The following is a 20073-nucleotide window of genomic DNA, read 5'->3' on the forward strand; positions in this document are numbered from 1 at the left end:
TAACAAGATTTATTATCTTTGAGTCCAAACATAGGACCAAATGCAATTTTCAGTTATCATTCCAGTTTACAATCGTCCAGAAGAAATTGTTGAATTATTAGAGTCACTAACACTACAATCAGCAAAATCGGAATTCGAAGTTATCATTGTCGAAGATGGATCAACCGTAAGCTCGAAAGACGTAATTGATCCTTATTTCCATCAATTGGATTTGCATTATTATTATCAGGAAAATCAAGGTCCTGGTCTTGCCCGAAACTTTGGTGCATCCAAGGCTAAAAACGATTTTCTGGTCTTCTTTGATAGCGATTGTATTATCCCATCCAACTATTTTAATGTTATAATAGATGAATTTGAAAAATCTGACATTGAATGTTATGGTGGACCGGATAGTTCACATCCTTTCTTCACCCCTATCCAAAAAGCAATCAGCTATTCAATGACATCTCCACTCACAACAGGAGGTATCAGAGGTGGCAAAAAGAATCTGGATAAATTTTATCCTCGAAGCTTTAATCTGGGTGTAAGTAAAAAGGTATTTACAGAACTGGGAGGCTTTGGCGAGATGCGTTTCGGTGAAGACTTAGATTTCAGTATGCGTATTGCAGAAGCCGGATACGACATTAAATTAATACGAGATGCATACGTTTATCACAAACGCAGAACCAAATTTAAAGCTTTTTACAAGCAGGTATTCAACTCTGGTATTGCCCGAATTGATTTATCATTAATGCATCCCGGAACACTTAAAATAGTGCATCTTCTTCCTTCAATGTTCGCCATTGGTTATCCCATATTAATTTTAGGAGCTTTATTTTTAAATCCGCTCATTTTTATTCTGGTTTTGATATTTCCTCTCAGCGTTATTACTGACGCATGGATAAGAACCAAAAAATTCAATGTGGCTATACTCTGTTCAATGGCTTCGCTAGTGCAGTTATTTGGATACGGCTACGGATTTATCAATGCCTTTTGGGTTAGAATAATAAGGGGCAAAGGTAGTTTTCACAGCTTTGCCCAATCATTCTACGATTAACATTGATCTAATTAATTATTATTTCAGAATCAGCACCATTCAGACTAATGTTCTGATAAACTCTTGCAAAACCTTTCAGTTTTCGCACAATTAACTCAATAGAACTTTTTTGATGCACAAAAAAATCGTCTGGTATGCGATCATAAATATCCAACAGGCGCCCGGCCTCTCTTTCTTGTTGTAAGTATTCGTGAGTAAACAATTCTTTCATAGGCTATTTGTTTAATACTATTTACCAACAAAACGTAGCCTATTAAAAAATATTGCTTTGATATTAAGATAATGTAAATGAAAGATTACGCTCTTCCATCATTCGACGCAGATTCATTAATGCATATCTCATTCTACCCAGTGCAGTATTGATACTTACATTCGTTTCTTCTGCAATCTCTTTAAAGCTTAACCCTTTATAATGACGCATTTCAACCACTTCCCTTTGATTATCAGGAAGTAATTTCACCAATGAATTCAGTTCGCTTAATATCTGCTCAAAAACCATTTTATCCTCAATCGATTTATCAGAAAAACGAGTTGAGTTAAAAAGATCGAATTCATAATTATCATTCGAAATCATCACCTGATTCTTTTGTTTTCGATAGTGATCAATGATCAGGTTATGAGCAATACGCATTACCCATGAAGAAAATTTACCGGTATCAGAATAGTTACCTTTCTTCAATGTTTTAATTACTCTTATAAAAGCTTCCTGAAAAATGTCTTCAGCCAATTCCTGTTGCTTGACGCACATCATTATATATGAGAAAACTTTGGCTTTATGTCTATCGATAAGAATATCGATACATGTAACATTGCCTGCAATAAAGTTCTTTACAAGTTCTTCATCAGAAAGCATAATTTGCTTTTCCATACCACTATTTATTTAATAATCTTGTAAAGGTCTTCTATAGGCAAAGCATTTATGTTAGTTATAATTTGAGTTTAAAAAAAGTAAAAAAACATTTCAAAAGCAAATTTTTGACTTTTATATATTAGTTAGCTAATTGAAAAATAAGTTTTACTTAGTGTCTGACGATAGCTATATTTGTGCTTGATTTTTAGAAAAGAATGATCAGGATGCAGGAGAAAACAATAGTTATAAAAGGTGCCAGAGTTCATAATTTAAAAAATATAGACCTGGAAATTCCGCGAAATGAATTTATTGTAATTACCGGAGTATCGGGTAGCGGAAAATCATCTCTTGCTTTCGATACTTTATATGCAGAAGGTCAAAGACGTTACGTAGAAAGCCTAAGTAGTTATGCCCGACAATTCCTTGGTCGACTGGATAAACCCGAGGTTGATTTTATCAAAGGGATTCCTCCGGCTATTGCCATTGAGCAAAAAGTAAATACCCGAAATCCTCGTTCTACAGTTGGTACCAGTACCGAAATATATGATTATCTCAAACTCTTGTATGCACGAATTGGAAAAACCATTTCTCCAATTAGTGGACAGGAAGTTAAAAGACAATATGTTGGTGACGTGGTTGACTACGTAAATTCACTTCCCGAAGGAACGAAACTTGCAGTTTTGGCGCCAGTCCATCATTCTGAAGACAGAACATGCAAAGAACATCTTGATATTTTGCTAAAACAGGGATTCAGCCGTGTTGAAGCAAATGATACATTCATCAGAATAGAGGATATACTTAACAGTGAAGAAGATGATACAAAAAATTGTGAAACCATCAATCTGGTTATCGATCGTCTTTCCGCTGCCTCTGATGAAGAAACATTAAGTCGATTGGCTGATTCGGTACAAACTGCCTTTTATGAAGGAAAAGGGGAATGTACCATCAAACTATTTCTAAAAGACGAAACAAAAACTGTTGTCTTTTCCAACAAATTTGAATTGGATGGCATCACATTTGAAGAGCCAACAGAACATCTCTTCACCTTCAACAATCCGGTTGGAGCCTGCCCCAGATGTGAAGGATTTGGAAACGTTATTGGCATTGATGAAGATTTGGTAATACCCAATAAAAGTTTATCGGTTTACGATGGCGCAATAGCTTGTTGGAAAGGAGAAAAAATGGGTGAATGGAGAGATGTTCTCGTCAATAATGCCCATTACTTCAATTTCCCAATACATAAACCATTCTTTGAATTAAGTAAGGAAGAAAAAAAGCTTTTGTGGACCGGAAATGAACATTTCTACGGCCTTGATCAGTTTTTTAAACATGTAGAAGAACAGCAATACAAAATTCAATATCGTGTAATGTTATCGCGTTACCGCGGTAAAACTATTTGCCCTGAATGTAGTGGAGCCAGATTAAAAAAAGAAGCCAGCTGGGTAAAAGTAAACGACCGTAATATTCACGATCTGGTAAACCTGCCGGTCTCGGAATTAAATACTTTTTTCGCCCAGCTAACACTCAACAAACACGATCAGAAAGTTGCAGGTCGCTTGTTAACAGAGATACAGACTCGTCTTCAATTTCTGAATGATGTTGGTTTGGGATATTTAACTCTTAACCGACTATCCTCTACCCTTTCAGGAGGTGAAAGTCAACGAATAAATTTAGCAACCAGTCTTGGAAGTAGTTTAATAGGATCGCTTTATATTTTAGATGAACCCAGCATTGGATTACATTCAAGAGATACTCATTTACTGATTAAAGTTCTGAGAAATCTTCAAAAAGTTGGCAATACAGTTATTGTGGTTGAACATGATGAAGATATTATAAGATCATCTGATAAAATTATTGACATTGGGCCTCTAGCGGGTCGACTTGGTGGTGAATTGGTATTTCAGGGTGATTTCAATGAATTACAGGCATCAGAAAAAAGCCTCACAACAAAGTATCTGAAAGGTATTGAACAAATACCCATACCTTCCGGAAGAAGGAAATTCAATCATGCCATTCATATAAAAGGGGCATGCGAAAACAACCTTAAAAATATCAATATTTCTTTTCCTTTGAATGTTATATGCTCTGTTACAGGCGTTTCAGGAAGCGGAAAGTCTTCGTTGGTTAGAAAAATATTGTATCCGGCTCTAAAAAAACAGATGGGTGGCTATGCTGACAAAACCGGATCGTTTGACATGATAGAGGGAGCTGTAAAGCATATAAAAGATGTGGAATTTGTAGATCAAAATCCAATTGGTAAAAGTTCCAGATCCAACCCTGCTACCTACCTCAAAGCCTGGGATGAAATTCGTAAATTAATGGCTGATCAACAGGCTTCGAAACTGAACGGATTTAAACCATCACACTTCTCATTTAATATTGATGGTGGGCGATGTGATGAATGCCAGGGAGAAGGTACCATCAAGGTGGAAATGCAATTTATGGCCGATATCATTTTGAAATGCGAAAGTTGCCACGGCAAACGATTCAAAGATGAAGTTCTGGAAGTATCATTTCATGATAAAAATGTTTATGATATTTTAGAACTGACAGTTGATGAAGCCATCGATTTTTTTGGACAATCTAAACTAACAACAGCCAAGCGAATTGTATCCCGATTGAAACCATTATCTGACGTTGGGTTGGGTTATATTAAACTTGGTCAATCATCAAGTACATTAAGTGGAGGAGAAAGTCAACGGGTTAAACTGGCATTCTACCTAGCTAATGAAAAGAGCGAACCTACGTTATTCATTTTCGATGAACCAACTACCGGATTGCATTTTCACGACATTAGAAAGCTATTAGATGCCTTTAATGCTCTGGTAAAAAATGGACATTCATTAATAATTGTTGAGCACAATATGGATATCATCAAATCGGCCGATTGGATTATTGATCTTGGACCTGAAGGAGGTAATGAGGGAGGAAACCTGGTATTTGCAGGAACTCCGGAAGACTTGATAAAAGTGAAAGAATCTTATACCGGAAAATACTTAGAACCTTATTTAAATAAAAAAGGCTGATGATAGTCATCAGCCTTTAAATATAAAATGATTGATTTAATTACATTCTTTTCTTCTTATCCTTTTCCATTTCAACCCCAAACAATACCGCAACACACCCCGAAACAATATCTTCAGCTTCTCGCTCCAGCACCTGCATTTCAACAATTAACATTTGTGTTGATTTAACTTCAAAATCCCAAGACAAACTGTAATCGTGGTCCTTATTGTCGAATAAAACAGATCCATCACTATTGATTAATTTAAAATGTATAGGAGGAAGTTGCTCAATTTTACTTATACTGATTCGGTATTTTTGTCCTTCGAAGAATGTTTTAAAGAGCTCAGCTTTTTCACCTTCAGATAAAATAGTTGCATTATAGTTACCATCATGCACAAATGCACCTAATTTTGCTTTCCCAACATTTTTCGCAAAAGAAAAACATTGTGCACTCAAAGCACTTGTCATCAAAACAAGGCTTAAAAGAAGAACAATTCGTTTAAGAGCCAACATAAAACAGGATATTATGAAATAAACTCTGTTCTGATCTCTTCAACTTTCTCAAGAAGCTTTTCAAATACATCTTTTGAGATGTAGGTTTCTGATTCAGCTTTAATGGTGGTTACCTTATTGGCTTCATCGGTATCTGCTTCTACTTTGGAGGTGTTTACAATCTTAACCTGATCAAAAATTACCTTTAATTCATTCACTTTATCCAGAAGATAAGCAATGTCTTCATTCGACTTGTATTCTTCCATCAGATTAATAACAGTATACAAACTCAATTTTTGATAGATAATTCTTTCAATCAGTCTTTTGTTATTTTCTAAGGAGCCATTGGTTAAACGCGTTGCCAGGTATAAACCTTCAACCCATCCACCAACTAAAACCATCACTGCAATTGCAGGGCGATCGTTATCAGTTAAATATGCATTCGAAGTCATAAAAGTCTCAGAGATAATATCCATCATAACATCGCGGTTATTCATATTATTCTCCAACTTTTTCATTGTCTCTTCATCAATGGCATCCATAATACCCAATCCTTCAGCAAGTTTTTTGGTATTTGCCATATACTTTATAGAACTTTGAGTTTGATCAAACAAACTGGTATAACTTAAATCAGCTGAATATACACCCAGGTTTAATGCCATTTGTCTGTTTGTAGCATATTTTCCAACGTTATCCAGAGGATTCAATAATTCTTCATTATAAGTTGCACCAGCTCGTTTAATAAGCATAGCCGTTTCCAAAGGTGAAGGCAAGGAATAAAAAATCAATTTTGATTTTTTGAAATCATCTACAACCTTTCCGTCTGTACTAACCGATTCTACGATTTTATTCTCTTCAGAAGTTTGATTCTTTTGAGAACCCAAACCGCAAGAGCTAAAAATAGAAACGGACACTAATAATGAAAAGAAATAAAGTAATGGTCTGGTCAACATACTTCTCATGATGAAATATTTATATTTTATCTTATACAAATTTTACTAAAAAACTCAATTTTGGAAAATTACTATAAAAATTCCAAATAATACACAATAACAAAGGATTTGAAGATATTTTTTTCAACCAAAATCCCTTAAGTTATCAACATTACAATCAAATATATTGCTTAATAAGCAATTAGCTTAACAAAAAAAACCATAGCTAAAATAACTATGGTTTTCTATTAATTAACAATTATATCTTATTCGTGTTTCGAGAAATACTTCATAAACTGTGCTCTTTCGTACAATTGAGGATCAACAATTTTACTATAATTCATTTTACCTCTAAAATCATCAATGGTAGCAAAGCCTTTTTCATCCATCCAACTTTCGAGTTTTGATCTCATATCAGCAATAACAGATGACCCATTTTTATACACAGCAGAACAAACCTGCACTGTTTTAGCACCAGCCAGAATTTGTTTAATCACTCCTTCCCCATCATGAATTCCGGTTGAAGCGGAAATATCGATGTTTTCAATCTTTCCTGACACGATTGCCACCCATCGTAGCGTACGTCTTATATCAGCTGATGTACTAAAAACATCTGAAGAAGTAATAGTCATCTTATCAATGTCAATATCAGGTTCATAGAAACGATTAAACATAACCACTCCTTTTGCTCCTGAAACAGATATTTTATTAACAACACTAACCAAATTTGAGAAATACGACCCAAGTTTTATCGAAACCGGAATTTTTACAACCTGACTCACATTATTAATCACTTCATAATATAGATTTTCATACTCTGAAGGATCACTGTTTTTGTCGGTATTAACCATAAAAACATTCAATTCCAGAGCATCAGCTCCTGCTGCTTCAATCTGCTGGGCAAAGTCAACCCATTCATCAGCCGAAAAACAATTAATGCTCGCAATAACAGGAACATCAAATTTTGCCTTGGCATCTTTAATCAACTTTATATATTCACCAACTGCATTATCGTGTGTATAGCCTTTAATGTAGTCTACAGCCTCAGGATAATCAAATCCTTCACCTTTATAAATAGCATTATTAATTTCGTAGTTGATTTGCTCTTCGAAAAGTGATTTTAAAACAACTGCACCAGCACCTGCTTCTACTACTCTAGCAATTTTTTCAACACTATTAGTTAAACCTGAGCTGCTTACTATAATTGGATTTTTCAGCGTCAATCCAAGGTATTTAGTTTCTAAATTTGCCATTAGGAAAATGTTATTAGCTGTTTTTAACGGAAACAAATATAAAGAAATCTGTCACAGTCGAAAATTGAATTCCTTTTTTTTGTACTAACAAAACCTTTATAAAGAATATTTCCAGATTAATTATTTCTGATAGTTACGGACTCCAAATATTGAACTTCCAACCCGAACCATTGTGCTACCTTCTTCAATAGCAAGAAGAAAATCACCCGACATTCCCATACTGATTTCAGTAAAATCATCATTCTTTGCGAAAACTCCATTTTTTAATTGCTGGAAAAGATCTGATAAGGAAGCAAATTCTTTTCTTATCTGAGCCTCGTCATCTGTATAAGTAGCCATTCCCATCAAACCTTTAATAACTACATTGGATAAATTATCCAACACTCCTTCATTCACCATTTCCAACAACTCTTCTTTTGAAAAACCAAACTTTGATTCTTCCTCTGCAATATGAACCTGAAGCAAACAAGGTATCTTTCGATTATTTTTACTCCCTTCCTTGTCAATAGTTTTAAGTAATTTCTCTGAATCAACACCATGTATCAAAGCAACAAAAGGAGCAATGTACTTAACCTTATTGGTTTGCAGGTGACCAATCATATGCCATTCAATATCTTTGGGTAGACTTTCATATTTAGAAGTCAGCTCCTGAACCTTGTTTTCACCAAAAATACGCTGGCCAACTTCATAAGCTTCTAAGATATCTTCATTAGGTTTTGTCTTCGACACTGCAACCAGACAAGCCCTGTCTCCGATCTGCTGCTTTATATGCTTAAGATTTTCTTTGATTGACATACTCTTAATTTTATTACAAATTTACACCATGTGTCCTGAAAACAAAAAGCCTCCTGCAAAAACAGAAGGCTTTCTACTTGTATTTTTTTAATTACTTCGACTCGAGCTTATGAATTACTAATCCTGAACGCAACTTTGGTTCGAACCATGTTGTTTTAGGAGGCATTATATTACCCGTATCAGCAATATCAATCAATTGTTGCATCGACACCGGATATAAGGCGAACGCAACAGCCATTTCACCAGAATCAACCCTCCTTTGTAACTCACCTAAACCTCTGATTCCTCCAACAAAGTCAATTCTCTTCGAACGGCGTAAATCTTCTATGCCCAGCATCTTATCAAGTACATGCTCCGACAGGATTGTTACGTCCAATACTCCAATTGGATCATTATCATTATATGTACCAGTCTTAGCATTTAATTTATACCAATTTCCATCTAAATACATACTGAATTCATGCAACTTCGATGGCTGATAGATTTCAGTACCAACACATTCAACCTCAAAGACTTCTTGTAATCTGGTTAACAACTCTTCAGGCGAAAGACCATTCAAGTCCTTCACCAATCGATTGTAATCAATAATTTTCAGTTGATCATCAGGAAAGTGAACCGCCATAAAATAATTATACGCTTCCTCACCTGTGTGTTTAGAATTTTGATTTTTCTTTTCTTCACCAATGCGCGCTGCTGCAGCTGTTCTGTGATGACCATCAGCCACATAAGTTGCCGGCACTTTGGTGCTAAACAATTCTTCTAATTGAGCATTAATTGATGAATCATTAATTGCCCAAAGATGATGACCAAAACCATCTTCTGCAATAAAATCGTAATCTGCAGCCTCATTCTTAACTATACTTTCAACAATTGCATCGATTTCAGGAACTGCCTTATATGAGAAGAATACCGGCTCTATATTAGCATCCAGATAACGGGTTAAGATCATACGATCTTCTTCTTTATCCGGACGAGTTAATTCATGTTTTTTAATGATTCCGTTTGCATAATCCTCACAGGCAGCAGCTCCAACAATACCATATTGAGTGCGTCCATCCATTGTTTGAGCATAAATATAATATTTAGCTTCATCGTCCTGAACCAACCATCCTTTTTCCTGGAATACTTTAAAGTTGGCAACTGATTTTTCATACACTTCTTCCGAGTGAATATCAGTACCTGAAGGACAATCAATTTCAGCACGCGTAATATGCAATAAAGAACAATCTTTACCTTCCGCCATTCGAGCAGCTTCTTCACTGTTCATAACATCGTAAGGCAAACAAGCTAAGTCCTGAGCGATATTTTGGGGAGGTCTCAGTCCTTTAAAAGGTTTAACAATAGCCATTTTGTAGATTTAATTTTGTTAAATATTGATTGGGTAAGCAGACAAAAGGCCTGCTGATTAACACAACAGGCCTTTTCTGGTAAAATTATTTATTAACCTTGAAGGTTTCGTCACCGTTTTCGAAAAAGCCAATAATTTGTTTAGCAGCTGCAACACCTGCATTAACATTAGCTTCAGCAGTTTGAGCACCCATCTTCTTAGGGGTAAAGAAGAAACGACTTTCAAACTTGGCTTCAATATCAGCTTTACAATCAGGAGCAATATCAGAGATATATGTAAAATCCGGACGATCAGCCATTAATTTAACTAATTCTTCCTCATGAATCACTTCTTTACGAGCTGTATTTACTAGTGTACCACCTTTAGGCATTTTATTTAATAAGTCGTAATTAATTGATTTCTTGGTTTGCTCAGTAGCAGGTATATGTAATGATACATAATCACAAGTTGAATACAGCTCTTCAACTGAATCAACAGCCTTAAGACCTGCAGCTTCGATCTTTTCTTTTGCAACAAATGGGTCAAAAGCATACAGCTCCATTCCAAAACCTTTTGCAATCTCAGCTACATAATGGCCAACATTACCATAAGCATGAATACCCAGTTTTTTACCTCTTAACTCAGTACCTGCAGTTCCATTATATCCGTTACGGGCCATAAATACCATCATACCCAAAACCAATTCACCTACAGCGTTTGCATTTTGACCAGGTGTGTTCATGGCAACAACACCTTTTTCAGTGCAAGCTGCGAGGTCTAGATTATCGTATCCGGCACCGGCACGAACAACAATTTTCAATTCAGGTGCAGCTTCTAGAACTTCACGGGTAACTAAATCGGAACGTACAATTAGAGCATTTGCATCTTTAACAGCATCTAATAATTGAGCTGTTTCGGTATATTTTTCAAGAAGAGCAAATTCATAACCTGCAGCTTCCACAATTGGTCTGATTTGATCAATGGCAGCCTTTGCAAAAGGCTTTTCTGTCGCCACCAAAATTTTTTTCATGATTATTGATATTTATTTGAGGTGATAAAATGCTAAGCCCCAGATTAAAGGGGCTCAGACTTTATTTTTCAATTCAATTCTTAGTGTTTTGCTTCAAATTCTTTCATTGCATCGATTAATGCCTGAATACTTGATTTTGGCATTGCATTGTAGATTGAAGCACGGAAACCACCAACTGAACGGTGACCTTTGATTCCACTCATTCCTTTTGAAGTAGCATAATCAAAGAAATCTTTTTCCAATTCCTTGTATTCATCATTCATAATGAAACAAACATTCATAATTGAACGATCTTCAACGGCTTCAACAGTACACTTAAATAATTTGTTACGATCAATTTCATCATATAACAAACCAGCCTTTTCAATATTGATTTTTTCCATTGCAGCTACACCACCCAATTCTTTTAACCATTTTAAAGTTTGAAGAGCTGAGTATACAGGTAATACAGGAGGAGTATTAAACATAGATCCACTCTGAATATGAGTACGATAATCCAACATTGTTGGAATATAACGATCCACTTTACCTAAAGCCTCTTCTTTAACGATGGCAATAGTTACTCCTGATGGAGCAAGATTCTTTTGTGCACCTGCATAAATAATATTATACTTCGAAACATCTACTGGTCGTGAAAAAATGTCAGAAGACATATCAGCAACCAAAGGAACACTAACATCAAGATCCTTACGAATCTCAGTTCCATAAATAGTGTTGTTCGATGTGATATGGAAATAATCAGCATCTGAAGGCACTTCATAACCTTTTGGAATATAGTTATAAACAGCCTCTTTTGATGAAGCTACTTCAACAACCTCACCGAATCCTTTAGCTTCTTTAATTGCTTTAGCAGCCCAGGCTCCAGTATTTAAATAAGCAGCCTTTTTAGCTAACAGGTTAAACGGAACCATACAGAATTGAGTACTAGCTCCACCTCCAACAAATACTACTTCGTAGCCTGCAGGAACATCCAATAATTCTTTAACCAATGCAATAGCATCGTCCATTACAGCAACAAACTCTTTGCTACGGTGCGATACCTCAAGAATAGATAAACCGGTTCCGGCAAAGTTAAGAACGGCTTCAGCCGAATTTTTAATAGTTGAATCAGGCAAAATAGATGGCCCTGCTGAAAAGTTGTGAATCTTCATCTTATGAGTTATTTTACGTAAACTTGATTTTTTAATTTGGATAATGTTTTGAGACGATAAAATTATGAAATATCTCTTGTATCGACTACTATTTTTTACAGATATTGACTTACAATTCAAAAGCAAAAATCACCTGATTATCAATATAAGATGATTTCTTGCTTGTAAATAATACATCTAGATATAACACTATCAACCTTTTAAATTTAATATCACTCCACTTTCAAATGCTGACAAATATCAGTATTTTTTTTAGAAAAAATTCAAATAATTTATCAATGAATTACACAAATGGAATTTTAACCACTTTTGCTTTCAACTTCCGATTTCTAACTTTAATAAATATTTCTGTTTCGAACTTCGTATATGCTTTATCCAAATATCCCATTCCTATTCCTTTCTGAAGAACAGGTGACATGGTTCCTGATGTTACCCTACCAATTACTTCTTCTTGATTATTAACAATTTCGTAGTCTTTACGAGGAATACCTCTGTCTTCCAGAATAAATCCACGAAGACGTTTTGATACACCTTCCTCTTTTTGTTTTAGTAAATAATCTCGGTCGATGAAATTATTTTTTTCATTGAATTTAGTTATCCATCCTAAACCAGCTTCAATTGGAGAAGTTGTATCATCTATATCATTTCCATATAAACAAAAACCTTTCTCTAAACGTAAAGTATCACGTGCTGCCAAACCAATTGGTAGGATTCCTTCTTCTGCCCCAGCCTCAAAGATTGCATTCCACACTTTCTCTGCTTCCTTATTGTAAAAATAAAGCTCAAAACCTCCCGATCCGGTATAACCTGTATTGGAGATAATTACCTCATCAACTCCTGCTATTTCACCAGTGGTAAAAGTGTAATATTCAATTTCTGAAAGATTAACATCAGTAAGTTTTTGTAATACTTCAGTTGCTTTGGGTCCTTGTATTGCCAGCTGTGAAATATCGTCTGATGCATTTTCAAGTTCAGCTCCCATGGTATTTTGCTCATTAACCCAATCCCAATCTTTTTCTATATTAGAAGCATTTACAACTAACATATACTTTTCGTCATCGTAACGATACACCAATAAATCATCAACAATACCACCTTTACCATTTGGGAAGCATGAATACTGTGCCTGTCCGATTCTCAAAACAGAAACATCATTTGATGTAACCTTTTGCACTAATTCAAATGCATTTGGACCCTTCACCCAAAATTCTCCCATATGTGAAACATCAAAAACTCCTACTCCATTGCGAACAGTCATATGTTCATTATTAATTCCGGAATATTCTATTGGCATTTCATAACCTGCAAATGAAACCAGTTTAGCTCCCAGTTTCTTATGAATTTCGTTAAAGGCAGTTTTTTTCATCCTTATAATATTTTATACAATTCTTGATAGTTAAATTTCTAAATCAGATATCGAGGACTTCGCTTTTCCTTTGCCTAATATCTCAATTTGAACAAATGTAGAAAATTAATTAGCGGAGAAAAATGACAAATATTGCTTATTAATAATAACAAATATCATTTATGGACATAAAACCCTAAGAATGCAGAAATTCTTTATTGAAAAATGGTATAGACTGCTTAAGTTTTGCAACTATTTAATACAAAAACATCTAAGATTTAAATTCATCACAAAAGTGTTCCATAAGTTATATCAGCAGATAATAAGAACATGTGTTTTTAAATTACAAGGAATAATTAATACCAATTGAGGTCTATTCAAATAGAAACAGTAAATATGAAACCTTAACAATATCAAATTCATTAGAATATAGATTATGGTAGTTTACCACTAATAATTTGGTAAAAAAAGTTAGTTTTGCTGAAAATTTTGTATTTTCAGCGTCAAAATATTAATATCCAAAAATGCCCGAAAACTATAAGCATATTGATTTAGCATACCTGGAGAGTATTACTGATGGTAGCAAAGAAATAATTGCAGAACTGATTACTATTTTCATAGAACAGATTCCTGAATTTACTCAGGATTTTGAGGACGGACTTTCACAAAAGGATTGGAAAAAAGTCGCATCAGCTGCACACAAGGCAAAATCATCAGTTTTATCAATGGGTATTAATGAACTTGGTAATGTTGATTTGAAAAATCTTGAGCTTGTTGCCAAACAAATGCTATTAGATCGGATACTGGAAGAAGGAGAAACGTCTTCTGAAGCTGATCAACTTCGAAAAACATTGGAAAGTTATCCTGAAGATAAAAGAGAATGGATTGCCGCCAATAAAAATGAAGAAGTTTTAAAACAGCTGATTGATAAATTCAACTATATTGTTGAAGAAGCTGTAAAAGAATTAAATCAAGTGCTAGAAAATTGAAAACACTATAATATGTTGGAAGTTAAAGAACTAAACGGATATCAAATTGCATCATTGGCTGATACAGACAGACTAACAGCCACCATTGCTACAGAGATTAAAAGTGAGTTGACTAACCAGTTGGATGGGAATACAAATCTTGTTATAAACCTTTCGAACATTAAATTTATTGACAGTACTGGCATTGGTGTTTTGATTAGTGCTTTAAAAACAGCTCGTCAAAACAATGGCTCTTTTAAACTTTGTGAAATTCAGAAAGATGTAATGAGTCTTTTAACACTAATGAAACTTGATAAGGTTTTTGACATTATTGAAAGTGAAGCCGATATAAAATAAACCGCTATCAGGCGGTTTTTTTATTAATGCCGACACCGATTAACTTCAAGTCGATGCCTTATTTTTTCCACCAACCCTTCATTCAAATACCTGATAGTTGTTGAAGGTAGAAACAACTTCATTCGATCATATTCACCTTTAACAATAGCGTCTCTTACCTTTGACGCACTTATCCATTCTTTACCACCTTCACCTAAAATCTCCTTTCTTTTAATCTCACAAAAATCAATACCATATTTGGGTAGTAAGTTCTGCATTACGGTATTATACAACTCAGTTGTAGAACAATAACACTCAGTACCTACATATCTGGCTGTAATGTTTAAGGTTGGAGCTATGTATTGACAAAAAATTGTTATATCCAGTTCTGCTTGTTTTTGAGTAATCAAATTAGTTGATTCGTTTTTTAAGAAGTAGCTTGGAAATGTAGCTTCCGATACAACATACTCACCTCCTTTTACCATTATTACATTTGAGAGATGCCTTGTCCCTGCCTTTATCATATTCCATCGATCAGTAAATTTAAATGTAGACCGATCTTCCTCCACCACAAACAAATAAACAATCTCGTTTTCTTCAGAGGCTTTTTCAACCAAATACTGATGGCCTAAAGTAAATGGATTACAATTCATAACAATTGCTGCTGCACTGCCAATAGCATTGTCCAATTTTATACTTTTCAGATATTCGCAATAACGGCTAATATCTGCATATCCGAATTCCAGAACAGCAATCAAAGGTTCTGCTGTAGCAATAAGATTATATCCTAAACCTGTGAAGTAATTTATATTTTCGGGTCGTGTAAATACAAATGCCTGCTGATGCTCTGAAATTACTTTTTCGGTAAGAAAAGTAACAATATGCGCAAAAGCTCCTGATTCTCTAAATTCTGGTGCTACAACCAGATATTTCAGTATTTTTCCCTGATAGGAACCCACCCCTACTATATCATCATTTAAATTGTAAAGTATGATTGAATAATCAACAGCACCTGCATCAAAATAGAATCCTAACGGAGATAAAAACCTCCTGATCAATTCAACATCATACTTGCTACTTAAATCCGGCTCCTCAATTCTAAAATCTGAATTCTCAATCATAATATTTTACAATCCCTTATCGGTTTGACAAAACTGTACAAACATTGTTACAGACAGTAAATCAGCTGAACCACCAGGTGATATCTTTTTTGTATTGCACCAATCAACCAATTTATAATACTCATCTCTGTCACCATTAGTAACTTGATTAAGCACTTTTATTGATTTTCTTTTTAATTCTTCCAACACCTCTTCTCCATGTCGAAATAAAACATTGGTATCGTTATTTACAGACATTATTTTCAACAAAACAGGAGCTAAAATGGAAAACATGTTTTTATCATTCATATCCTCCATTGATAAATCCATCTCTTTTATAAATGGCAGTGCATGATGCATAACCGTTGGAAGTCCTTGTTCAGCTTCACCCCTTGCTCCGGAACCTTTCAAACCAAAATGTAAAAAACAAGATTCTCCATGTGTTATTCTGCTACTTTCTTCAACACTGCATAATTCACGCTGAATAATACCCCTGGTAATTTGCTGAACTGTTCCGGCAAAGATACCCGGTTTGAATTTCTTTTTTTTATGTACTACATGAACAGCAGAGAACATGCTTAGAGCCATTAAAAAAACAGCACCTTTATGAGTATTAATCTTACCTGTTGATTCATACATGGCCTCCTCCATTCTCAATCCAACCTCACGAATCTTTGGGAGACAATCAGCCATTTCCAAATTAAAATTATTAGCAGCCAACCACCCCAGTTCAATAAAGAATGGTGACAAGGCTGCTGTTGAATTGATGAAATTGATGAAATCCATATCGGTATGAGCACCTGCTGAAACCCTACAAACTAATCCAGGTTTTGGAGATAAACTCACTTCGTAGAGCAAAGCTTTCACTGCCCAAGTAGAGAATCGTTCGATGCAATTTTTCATTCTTTCTTTTTCAAGAAATAGAATTATGGCATCCAACATTTCTTTTCTCAACTGATCAATTGAATGAGTTTGTTCTTTACGACAAACATGGGCCGGTTTATCGCATATAAAACACTTTTTTTCCTTACCCGAACTGATCTGTTTCCCTTTTGTATCCAGTACATCCAGGTCAATAATACGTCCCAGAGAATGACTTTCTTCGAAAAGCTCCGTAATATTCTTTAATTCAAGAGAAGTAATTCCCTTTGCGGGTATCAGATAGTAGATACAATCACCCGCCTTATCAATAAAACATTTCTTTTCTTCTCTGTACTTTCCTGGTGCATGAGCCTTTAAAAAGCGAACAAATTGTTTATCAATCAGCTTTATAAACTGCTCTGTATTATCATCGTTTTTGGGATAACCCGGTAAGTTCAATTGCAGACTGACCACATGCCATCCATGTTTGGCCAGAGAAAGTTTGCTATTCCAGCGCTCCTCTCTGGCTTCCAACAATGCCTTAATAATTGAATTTGGTTGAATGCTGTTTTGCATGGGTTATTTTACCTGACGTATAACATCAATTATTGTTCCATCCCGATATTCAACAATCCCCACTATCCTTTCTCCGTTTTCGATTGGCTTAGCTTTACCAGTTATTTGTTCTACTTCAGCTGCCAGATCTTTGATTTCTTTAATCGCAATTCCACCCTTAATAAGGTTTTCTTTTAATTCCGGACGGTTAGGATTGACACAGATACCTCTTTCTGTCACCAGCACATCAATACTTTCACCGGGCGTTACAATGGTATGTACCTTTTCTTTTACAATAGGTATCCTACCTCTGAATGAAGGACATACTACAACTGTAAGATTCGCTCCCGAAGCAGTATCACTATGCCCGCCTGAAGCGCCTCTTACATATCCTTCAGAGCCTGTGATTACATTTACATTAAAATCTGTATCTATCTCCAAGGCTCCTAAAACAACAATATCCAGTTTATTAGTCATGCAACCGCAGTTAAACGGATTGGCATAAAGACCGGCTGTTATTTCAATGTGATAAGGATTTGTTAGTAATGATGAGCTTACTGCTGCATCAAATGATTGCACATCGAAGATGGATTTGAACAGGCCTTCATTTAGCATATCAACACCGTATGATGTAACACCACCCAATAAGAAGCTGCCTTTTATATCCTTATTCTTCATTATTTTACGGATATATTTAGCAACAGCTAAAGAAGCTCCTCCTGCTCCAACCTGAAAGCTAAATCCTTCTTTTAATAAACCCGAATGCTCAATAACCTGGGCAGCCAAACGAGCAATCTGAAGATCCATCGGTGCCTTGGTAATACGCGTTGTACCTCCTGCAATTTTTGAAGGATCACCTATTGAATCAACTTTTACCACATAATCCACAAAGTTTTGCGTTACTGCCTGTGGAACACATGGGTAATCAACAATATTATCTGTAACCACAACCACCTGACGCGCATAACGGGCATCAATCACCGCATAACCCATCGAACCAAACGCAGAAGGACCATGAGCTCCGGTTGAGTTACCTTCAACATCAGCAGCCGAAGCTGCAATAACAGTCAGGTCAATCTTTATATTTCCGGTATGAACACTTCGTACCCTGCCCCCATGCGAATGAATCACAAATGGTTTTGGCATCACACCCTGTGCTACGGCTTTACCAATCTCACCACGAATACCACTGGAGTATATCTGAGTAATAGTTCCATTTTTTATATAAGGTAATATTGGTTCGTGTGCTGATGTCAAACTACTTGAAGCCAATGTTATATCTTTTATACCCAGTTCAGCCAGAATGCGAATGGATTCTACCAAAATATTGTCACCTCCACGAAGATGGTGGTGAAACGAAACTGTCATTCCATTGCGAGGCTTGGTTCTTATGATAGCTTCTTTCAGGTTGCTGCACATCTTACTTGAATGGGGCATGGTTGCCTTGTTTGGCGGCGGTACTTTCTTTTCTTCCATCCAGCCTTTACGCAGCTTTGTAAACGCCCCTTGAAAAGGTTCTAACTCTCCAATTCCTTCTAATGTTTCAGGGATCTCTCTTTGCAATATATTTTTCACAATGATTTTTTTAAAGTTAGATTTCAGCTACATCAATATCAGCCATTTCCAAAACACGCAAAGCTCGTTGAACTACAGGAGCATCCACCATCTTGCCGTCTACAGCAAATACACCGATACCTTCTTTTTTATTACGTTCAAACGCCTTTACAATCTTAGCAGCCTTTCTGATTTCCTGTTCAGTTGGTGTAAATACTTCGTTTACAATCTCAATCTGACGCGGATTTATAATAGCCTTGCCGGTAAAACCTAACTTCTTAATGTATTCGGCCTCTTCTCGCAATCCTTCTTCATTTTCAACATCCACATAAACTGTATCAAATACATCAATTTTACATGCTTTTGCTGCCATCACAATTTGCTTACGGGCATAATCAATTCCAATACCATCGTTGGCTTTTACCAGCTGCATATCGGCTGCCAGATCCTGTCCTCCAATTGAAATCGCATCGATTCGCGCAGAAAAACTGGCAATATCATATACATTCTGTACACCCAAAGCTGTTTCGATCATTACATGAATTTTCATCTTATCGTGAGGTAATTCATGTTCATCTTCAATTTCTTCAACCATTTGAATAATGCGACGAATCTCATCAACTGTTTCAACCTTTGGCAGACGGATGGCATCGGGTTGTAAGGGAACAATCGCTTTCAGATCATCCATTCCAAATGGGGTGTCAATATGATTAACACGAACCGTAACTTCACATCCTTCATACGAGATGTACCTCAACATATGTGAAACAAGAATTCTTGCTGCATCTTTCTGATTCAAGGCAACTGCATCTTCAAGATCAAGCAAAACTCCATCTGCTCCGTAAACACTCCCCTGTTGAAGCATGGCCGGGTTATTTCCCGGTATATATAGCATTGTACGACGTTTAAACGTCTTTTTATTCGTATCCATTTGTTGTTAGATTAAGGTTCCGGTTTGCAGACCTGCAGATCGTTTTAATGCAGTTTCTAATCGTGCAGATAGTGTCGGAGGTAATGCACCCTTATCGTTTATTATCACTCTGATATCCTTTATACCATAGGCATCAAGGTCGCGATGTATCTGAAGCAATAAATCATCCCCAAACTGCTGCATAACAATAGATTCTAATTCAATTTTTCGTCCCACTCCTTGTGGTTGTGGCTCTACCATTATCAGAACATCACTCGACTCAAAGCTACCAGCCTGAGCCTTTAATTTCAATTCCATATTTTTATATTAAAGAAAAATTTCTTCAAATATAAATTTTCTCCAATTATTCAAACCTTTTGGCCATATATTATACAACATGTTTTGGTTAAGAAACCTTGAGTAATAATGTTTTCTATTGATTAATTGCACTTTACAGTAAATATGATTTTTCTCATAAAATGATTCTACCTTGCCTATTAACTCTTTTTAATTCAACAAAAAAAGGAAGGTTAATTAGCAAAACGCCAATCTACCTTCCTTTTCTTATAAAA

19 protein-coding genes are annotated in these 20073 nt (G+C 35.6%); 4 read left to right on the plus strand and 15 right to left on the minus strand.

Annotated features, from left to right (window positions below):
* Window positions 1-40: 40 nt before the first annotated feature.
* Complete coding sequence (locus ACRD62_RS13030; protein WP_430820550.1) at window positions 41-1036, plus strand: glycosyltransferase family 2 protein; 996 nt, start codon at window positions 41-43, stop codon at window positions 1034-1036.
* A gap of 7 nt (window positions 1037-1043) precedes the next feature.
* Here the strand turns inward: ACRD62_RS13030 and ACRD62_RS13035 are convergent, their stop codons facing one another.
* Together ACRD62_RS13035 and ACRD62_RS13040 are read right to left on the minus strand one after the other, a co-directional pair.
* Window positions 1044-1247, minus strand: coding sequence for a hypothetical protein (locus tag ACRD62_RS13035; RefSeq protein WP_430820551.1), 204 nt, complete (start codon window positions 1245-1247; stop codon window positions 1044-1046).
* Between the two features lie 63 nt (window positions 1248-1310).
* On the minus strand, window positions 1311-1904 hold the full coding sequence (locus tag ACRD62_RS13040) for an RNA polymerase sigma factor (protein ID WP_430820552.1): 594 nt from the start codon (window positions 1902-1904) through the stop codon (window positions 1311-1313).
* Window positions 1905-2110: 206 nt separating this feature from the next.
* Between ACRD62_RS13040 and uvrA the strand changes: the two genes are divergently transcribed.
* Entirely contained in the window at window positions 2111-4912 is a 2802-nt protein-coding gene (gene uvrA / locus ACRD62_RS13045; RefSeq protein WP_430820553.1) for an excinuclease ABC subunit UvrA, read from the plus strand.
* Window positions 4913-4952: 40 nt separating this feature from the next.
* On the opposite strand, the gene ACRD62_RS13050 is transcribed toward uvrA, so the two are convergent.
* The 8 genes from ACRD62_RS13050 to gcvT all read right to left on the minus strand — a co-directional run bounded on the left by ACRD62_RS13050 (window position 4953) and on the right by gcvT (window position 13238).
* Window positions 4953-5405 (minus strand): hypothetical protein, encoded by a 453-nt coding sequence (locus ACRD62_RS13050; RefSeq protein WP_430820554.1) that lies wholly within the window; start codon window positions 5403-5405, stop codon window positions 4953-4955.
* 11 nt (window positions 5406-5416) lie between these two features.
* Window positions 5417-6346 (minus strand): hypothetical protein, encoded by a 930-nt coding sequence (locus ACRD62_RS13055; protein WP_430820555.1) that lies wholly within the window; start codon window positions 6344-6346, stop codon window positions 5417-5419.
* A 236-nt stretch (window positions 6347-6582) separates the two neighbouring features.
* Window positions 6583-7569, minus strand: coding sequence for a dihydroorotate dehydrogenase-like protein (locus ACRD62_RS13060; protein WP_430820556.1), 987 nt, complete (start codon window positions 7567-7569; stop codon window positions 6583-6585).
* A 120-nt stretch (window positions 7570-7689) separates the two neighbouring features.
* Entirely contained in the window at window positions 7690-8364 is a 675-nt protein-coding gene (locus ACRD62_RS13065) for a YggS family pyridoxal phosphate-dependent enzyme (RefSeq protein ID WP_430820557.1), read from the minus strand.
* Window positions 8365-8455: 91 nt separating this feature from the next.
* The gene (locus tag ACRD62_RS13070) at window positions 8456-9712 is read right to left on the minus strand and encodes a DUF1015 domain-containing protein (RefSeq protein WP_430820558.1); all 1257 of its coding nucleotides are present in this window, start codon (window positions 9710-9712) and stop codon (window positions 8456-8458) included.
* Window positions 9713-9797: 85 nt separating this feature from the next.
* Window positions 9798-10721 carry an NAD(P)-dependent oxidoreductase gene (locus ACRD62_RS13075; RefSeq protein WP_430820559.1) on the minus strand — a complete coding sequence of 308 codons (924 nt, stop codon included), beginning with the start codon at window positions 10719-10721 and terminating at the stop codon, window positions 9798-9800.
* A gap of 80 nt (window positions 10722-10801) precedes the next feature.
* A complete protein-coding gene (serC, locus tag ACRD62_RS13080) occupies window positions 10802-11872 on the minus strand; it encodes a 3-phosphoserine/phosphohydroxythreonine transaminase (protein WP_430820560.1) in 1071 nt (356 codons plus the stop codon).
* A gap of 283 nt (window positions 11873-12155) precedes the next feature.
* Window positions 12156-13238, minus strand: coding sequence for a glycine cleavage system aminomethyltransferase GcvT (gcvT, locus tag ACRD62_RS13085; RefSeq protein ID WP_430820561.1), 1083 nt, complete (start codon window positions 13236-13238; stop codon window positions 12156-12158).
* 503 nt (window positions 13239-13741) lie between these two features.
* On the opposite strand from gcvT, the gene ACRD62_RS13090 reads away from it, so the two are divergent.
* Window positions 13742-14206: an Hpt domain-containing protein gene (locus tag ACRD62_RS13090; protein WP_321410045.1), complete on the plus strand. Its 465-nt coding sequence runs from the start codon at window positions 13742-13744 to the stop codon at window positions 14204-14206.
* 12 nt (window positions 14207-14218) lie between these two features.
* Window positions 14219-14542, plus strand: coding sequence for an STAS domain-containing protein (locus ACRD62_RS13095; protein WP_321410043.1), 324 nt, complete (start codon window positions 14219-14221; stop codon window positions 14540-14542).
* A 23-nt stretch (window positions 14543-14565) separates the two neighbouring features.
* Here the strand turns inward: ACRD62_RS13095 and citC are convergent, their stop codons facing one another.
* The 5 genes from citC to citD are packed head-to-tail and all read right to left on the minus strand — an operon-like array spanning window position 14566 to window position 19819.
* On the minus strand, window positions 14566-15642 hold the full coding sequence (gene citC / locus ACRD62_RS13100) for a [citrate (pro-3S)-lyase] ligase (protein WP_430820562.1): 1077 nt from the start codon (window positions 15640-15642) through the stop codon (window positions 14566-14568).
* A gap of 6 nt (window positions 15643-15648) precedes the next feature.
* Window positions 15649-17058 (minus strand): triphosphoribosyl-dephospho-CoA synthase, encoded by a 1410-nt coding sequence (locus ACRD62_RS13105; RefSeq protein ID WP_430820563.1) that lies wholly within the window; start codon window positions 17056-17058, stop codon window positions 15649-15651.
* A 3-nt stretch (window positions 17059-17061) separates the two neighbouring features.
* Window positions 17062-18612 (minus strand): citrate lyase subunit alpha, encoded by a 1551-nt coding sequence (gene citF / locus ACRD62_RS13110; protein ID WP_430820564.1) that lies wholly within the window; start codon window positions 18610-18612, stop codon window positions 17062-17064.
* A 16-nt stretch (window positions 18613-18628) separates the two neighbouring features.
* A complete protein-coding gene (locus ACRD62_RS13115) occupies window positions 18629-19522 on the minus strand; it encodes an HpcH/HpaI aldolase/citrate lyase family protein (protein ID WP_430820565.1) in 894 nt (297 codons plus the stop codon).
* Window positions 19523-19528: 6 nt separating this feature from the next.
* Complete coding sequence (citD, locus tag ACRD62_RS13120; protein ID WP_430820566.1) at window positions 19529-19819, minus strand: citrate lyase acyl carrier protein; 291 nt, start codon at window positions 19817-19819, stop codon at window positions 19529-19531.
* Between the last annotated feature and the right edge of the window lie 254 nt (window positions 19820-20073).

The organism is Carboxylicivirga caseinilyticus, from assembly GCF_050589785.1.
GTDB lineage: Bacteria > Bacteroidota > Bacteroidia > Bacteroidales > Marinilabiliaceae > Carboxylicivirga > Carboxylicivirga caseinilyticus.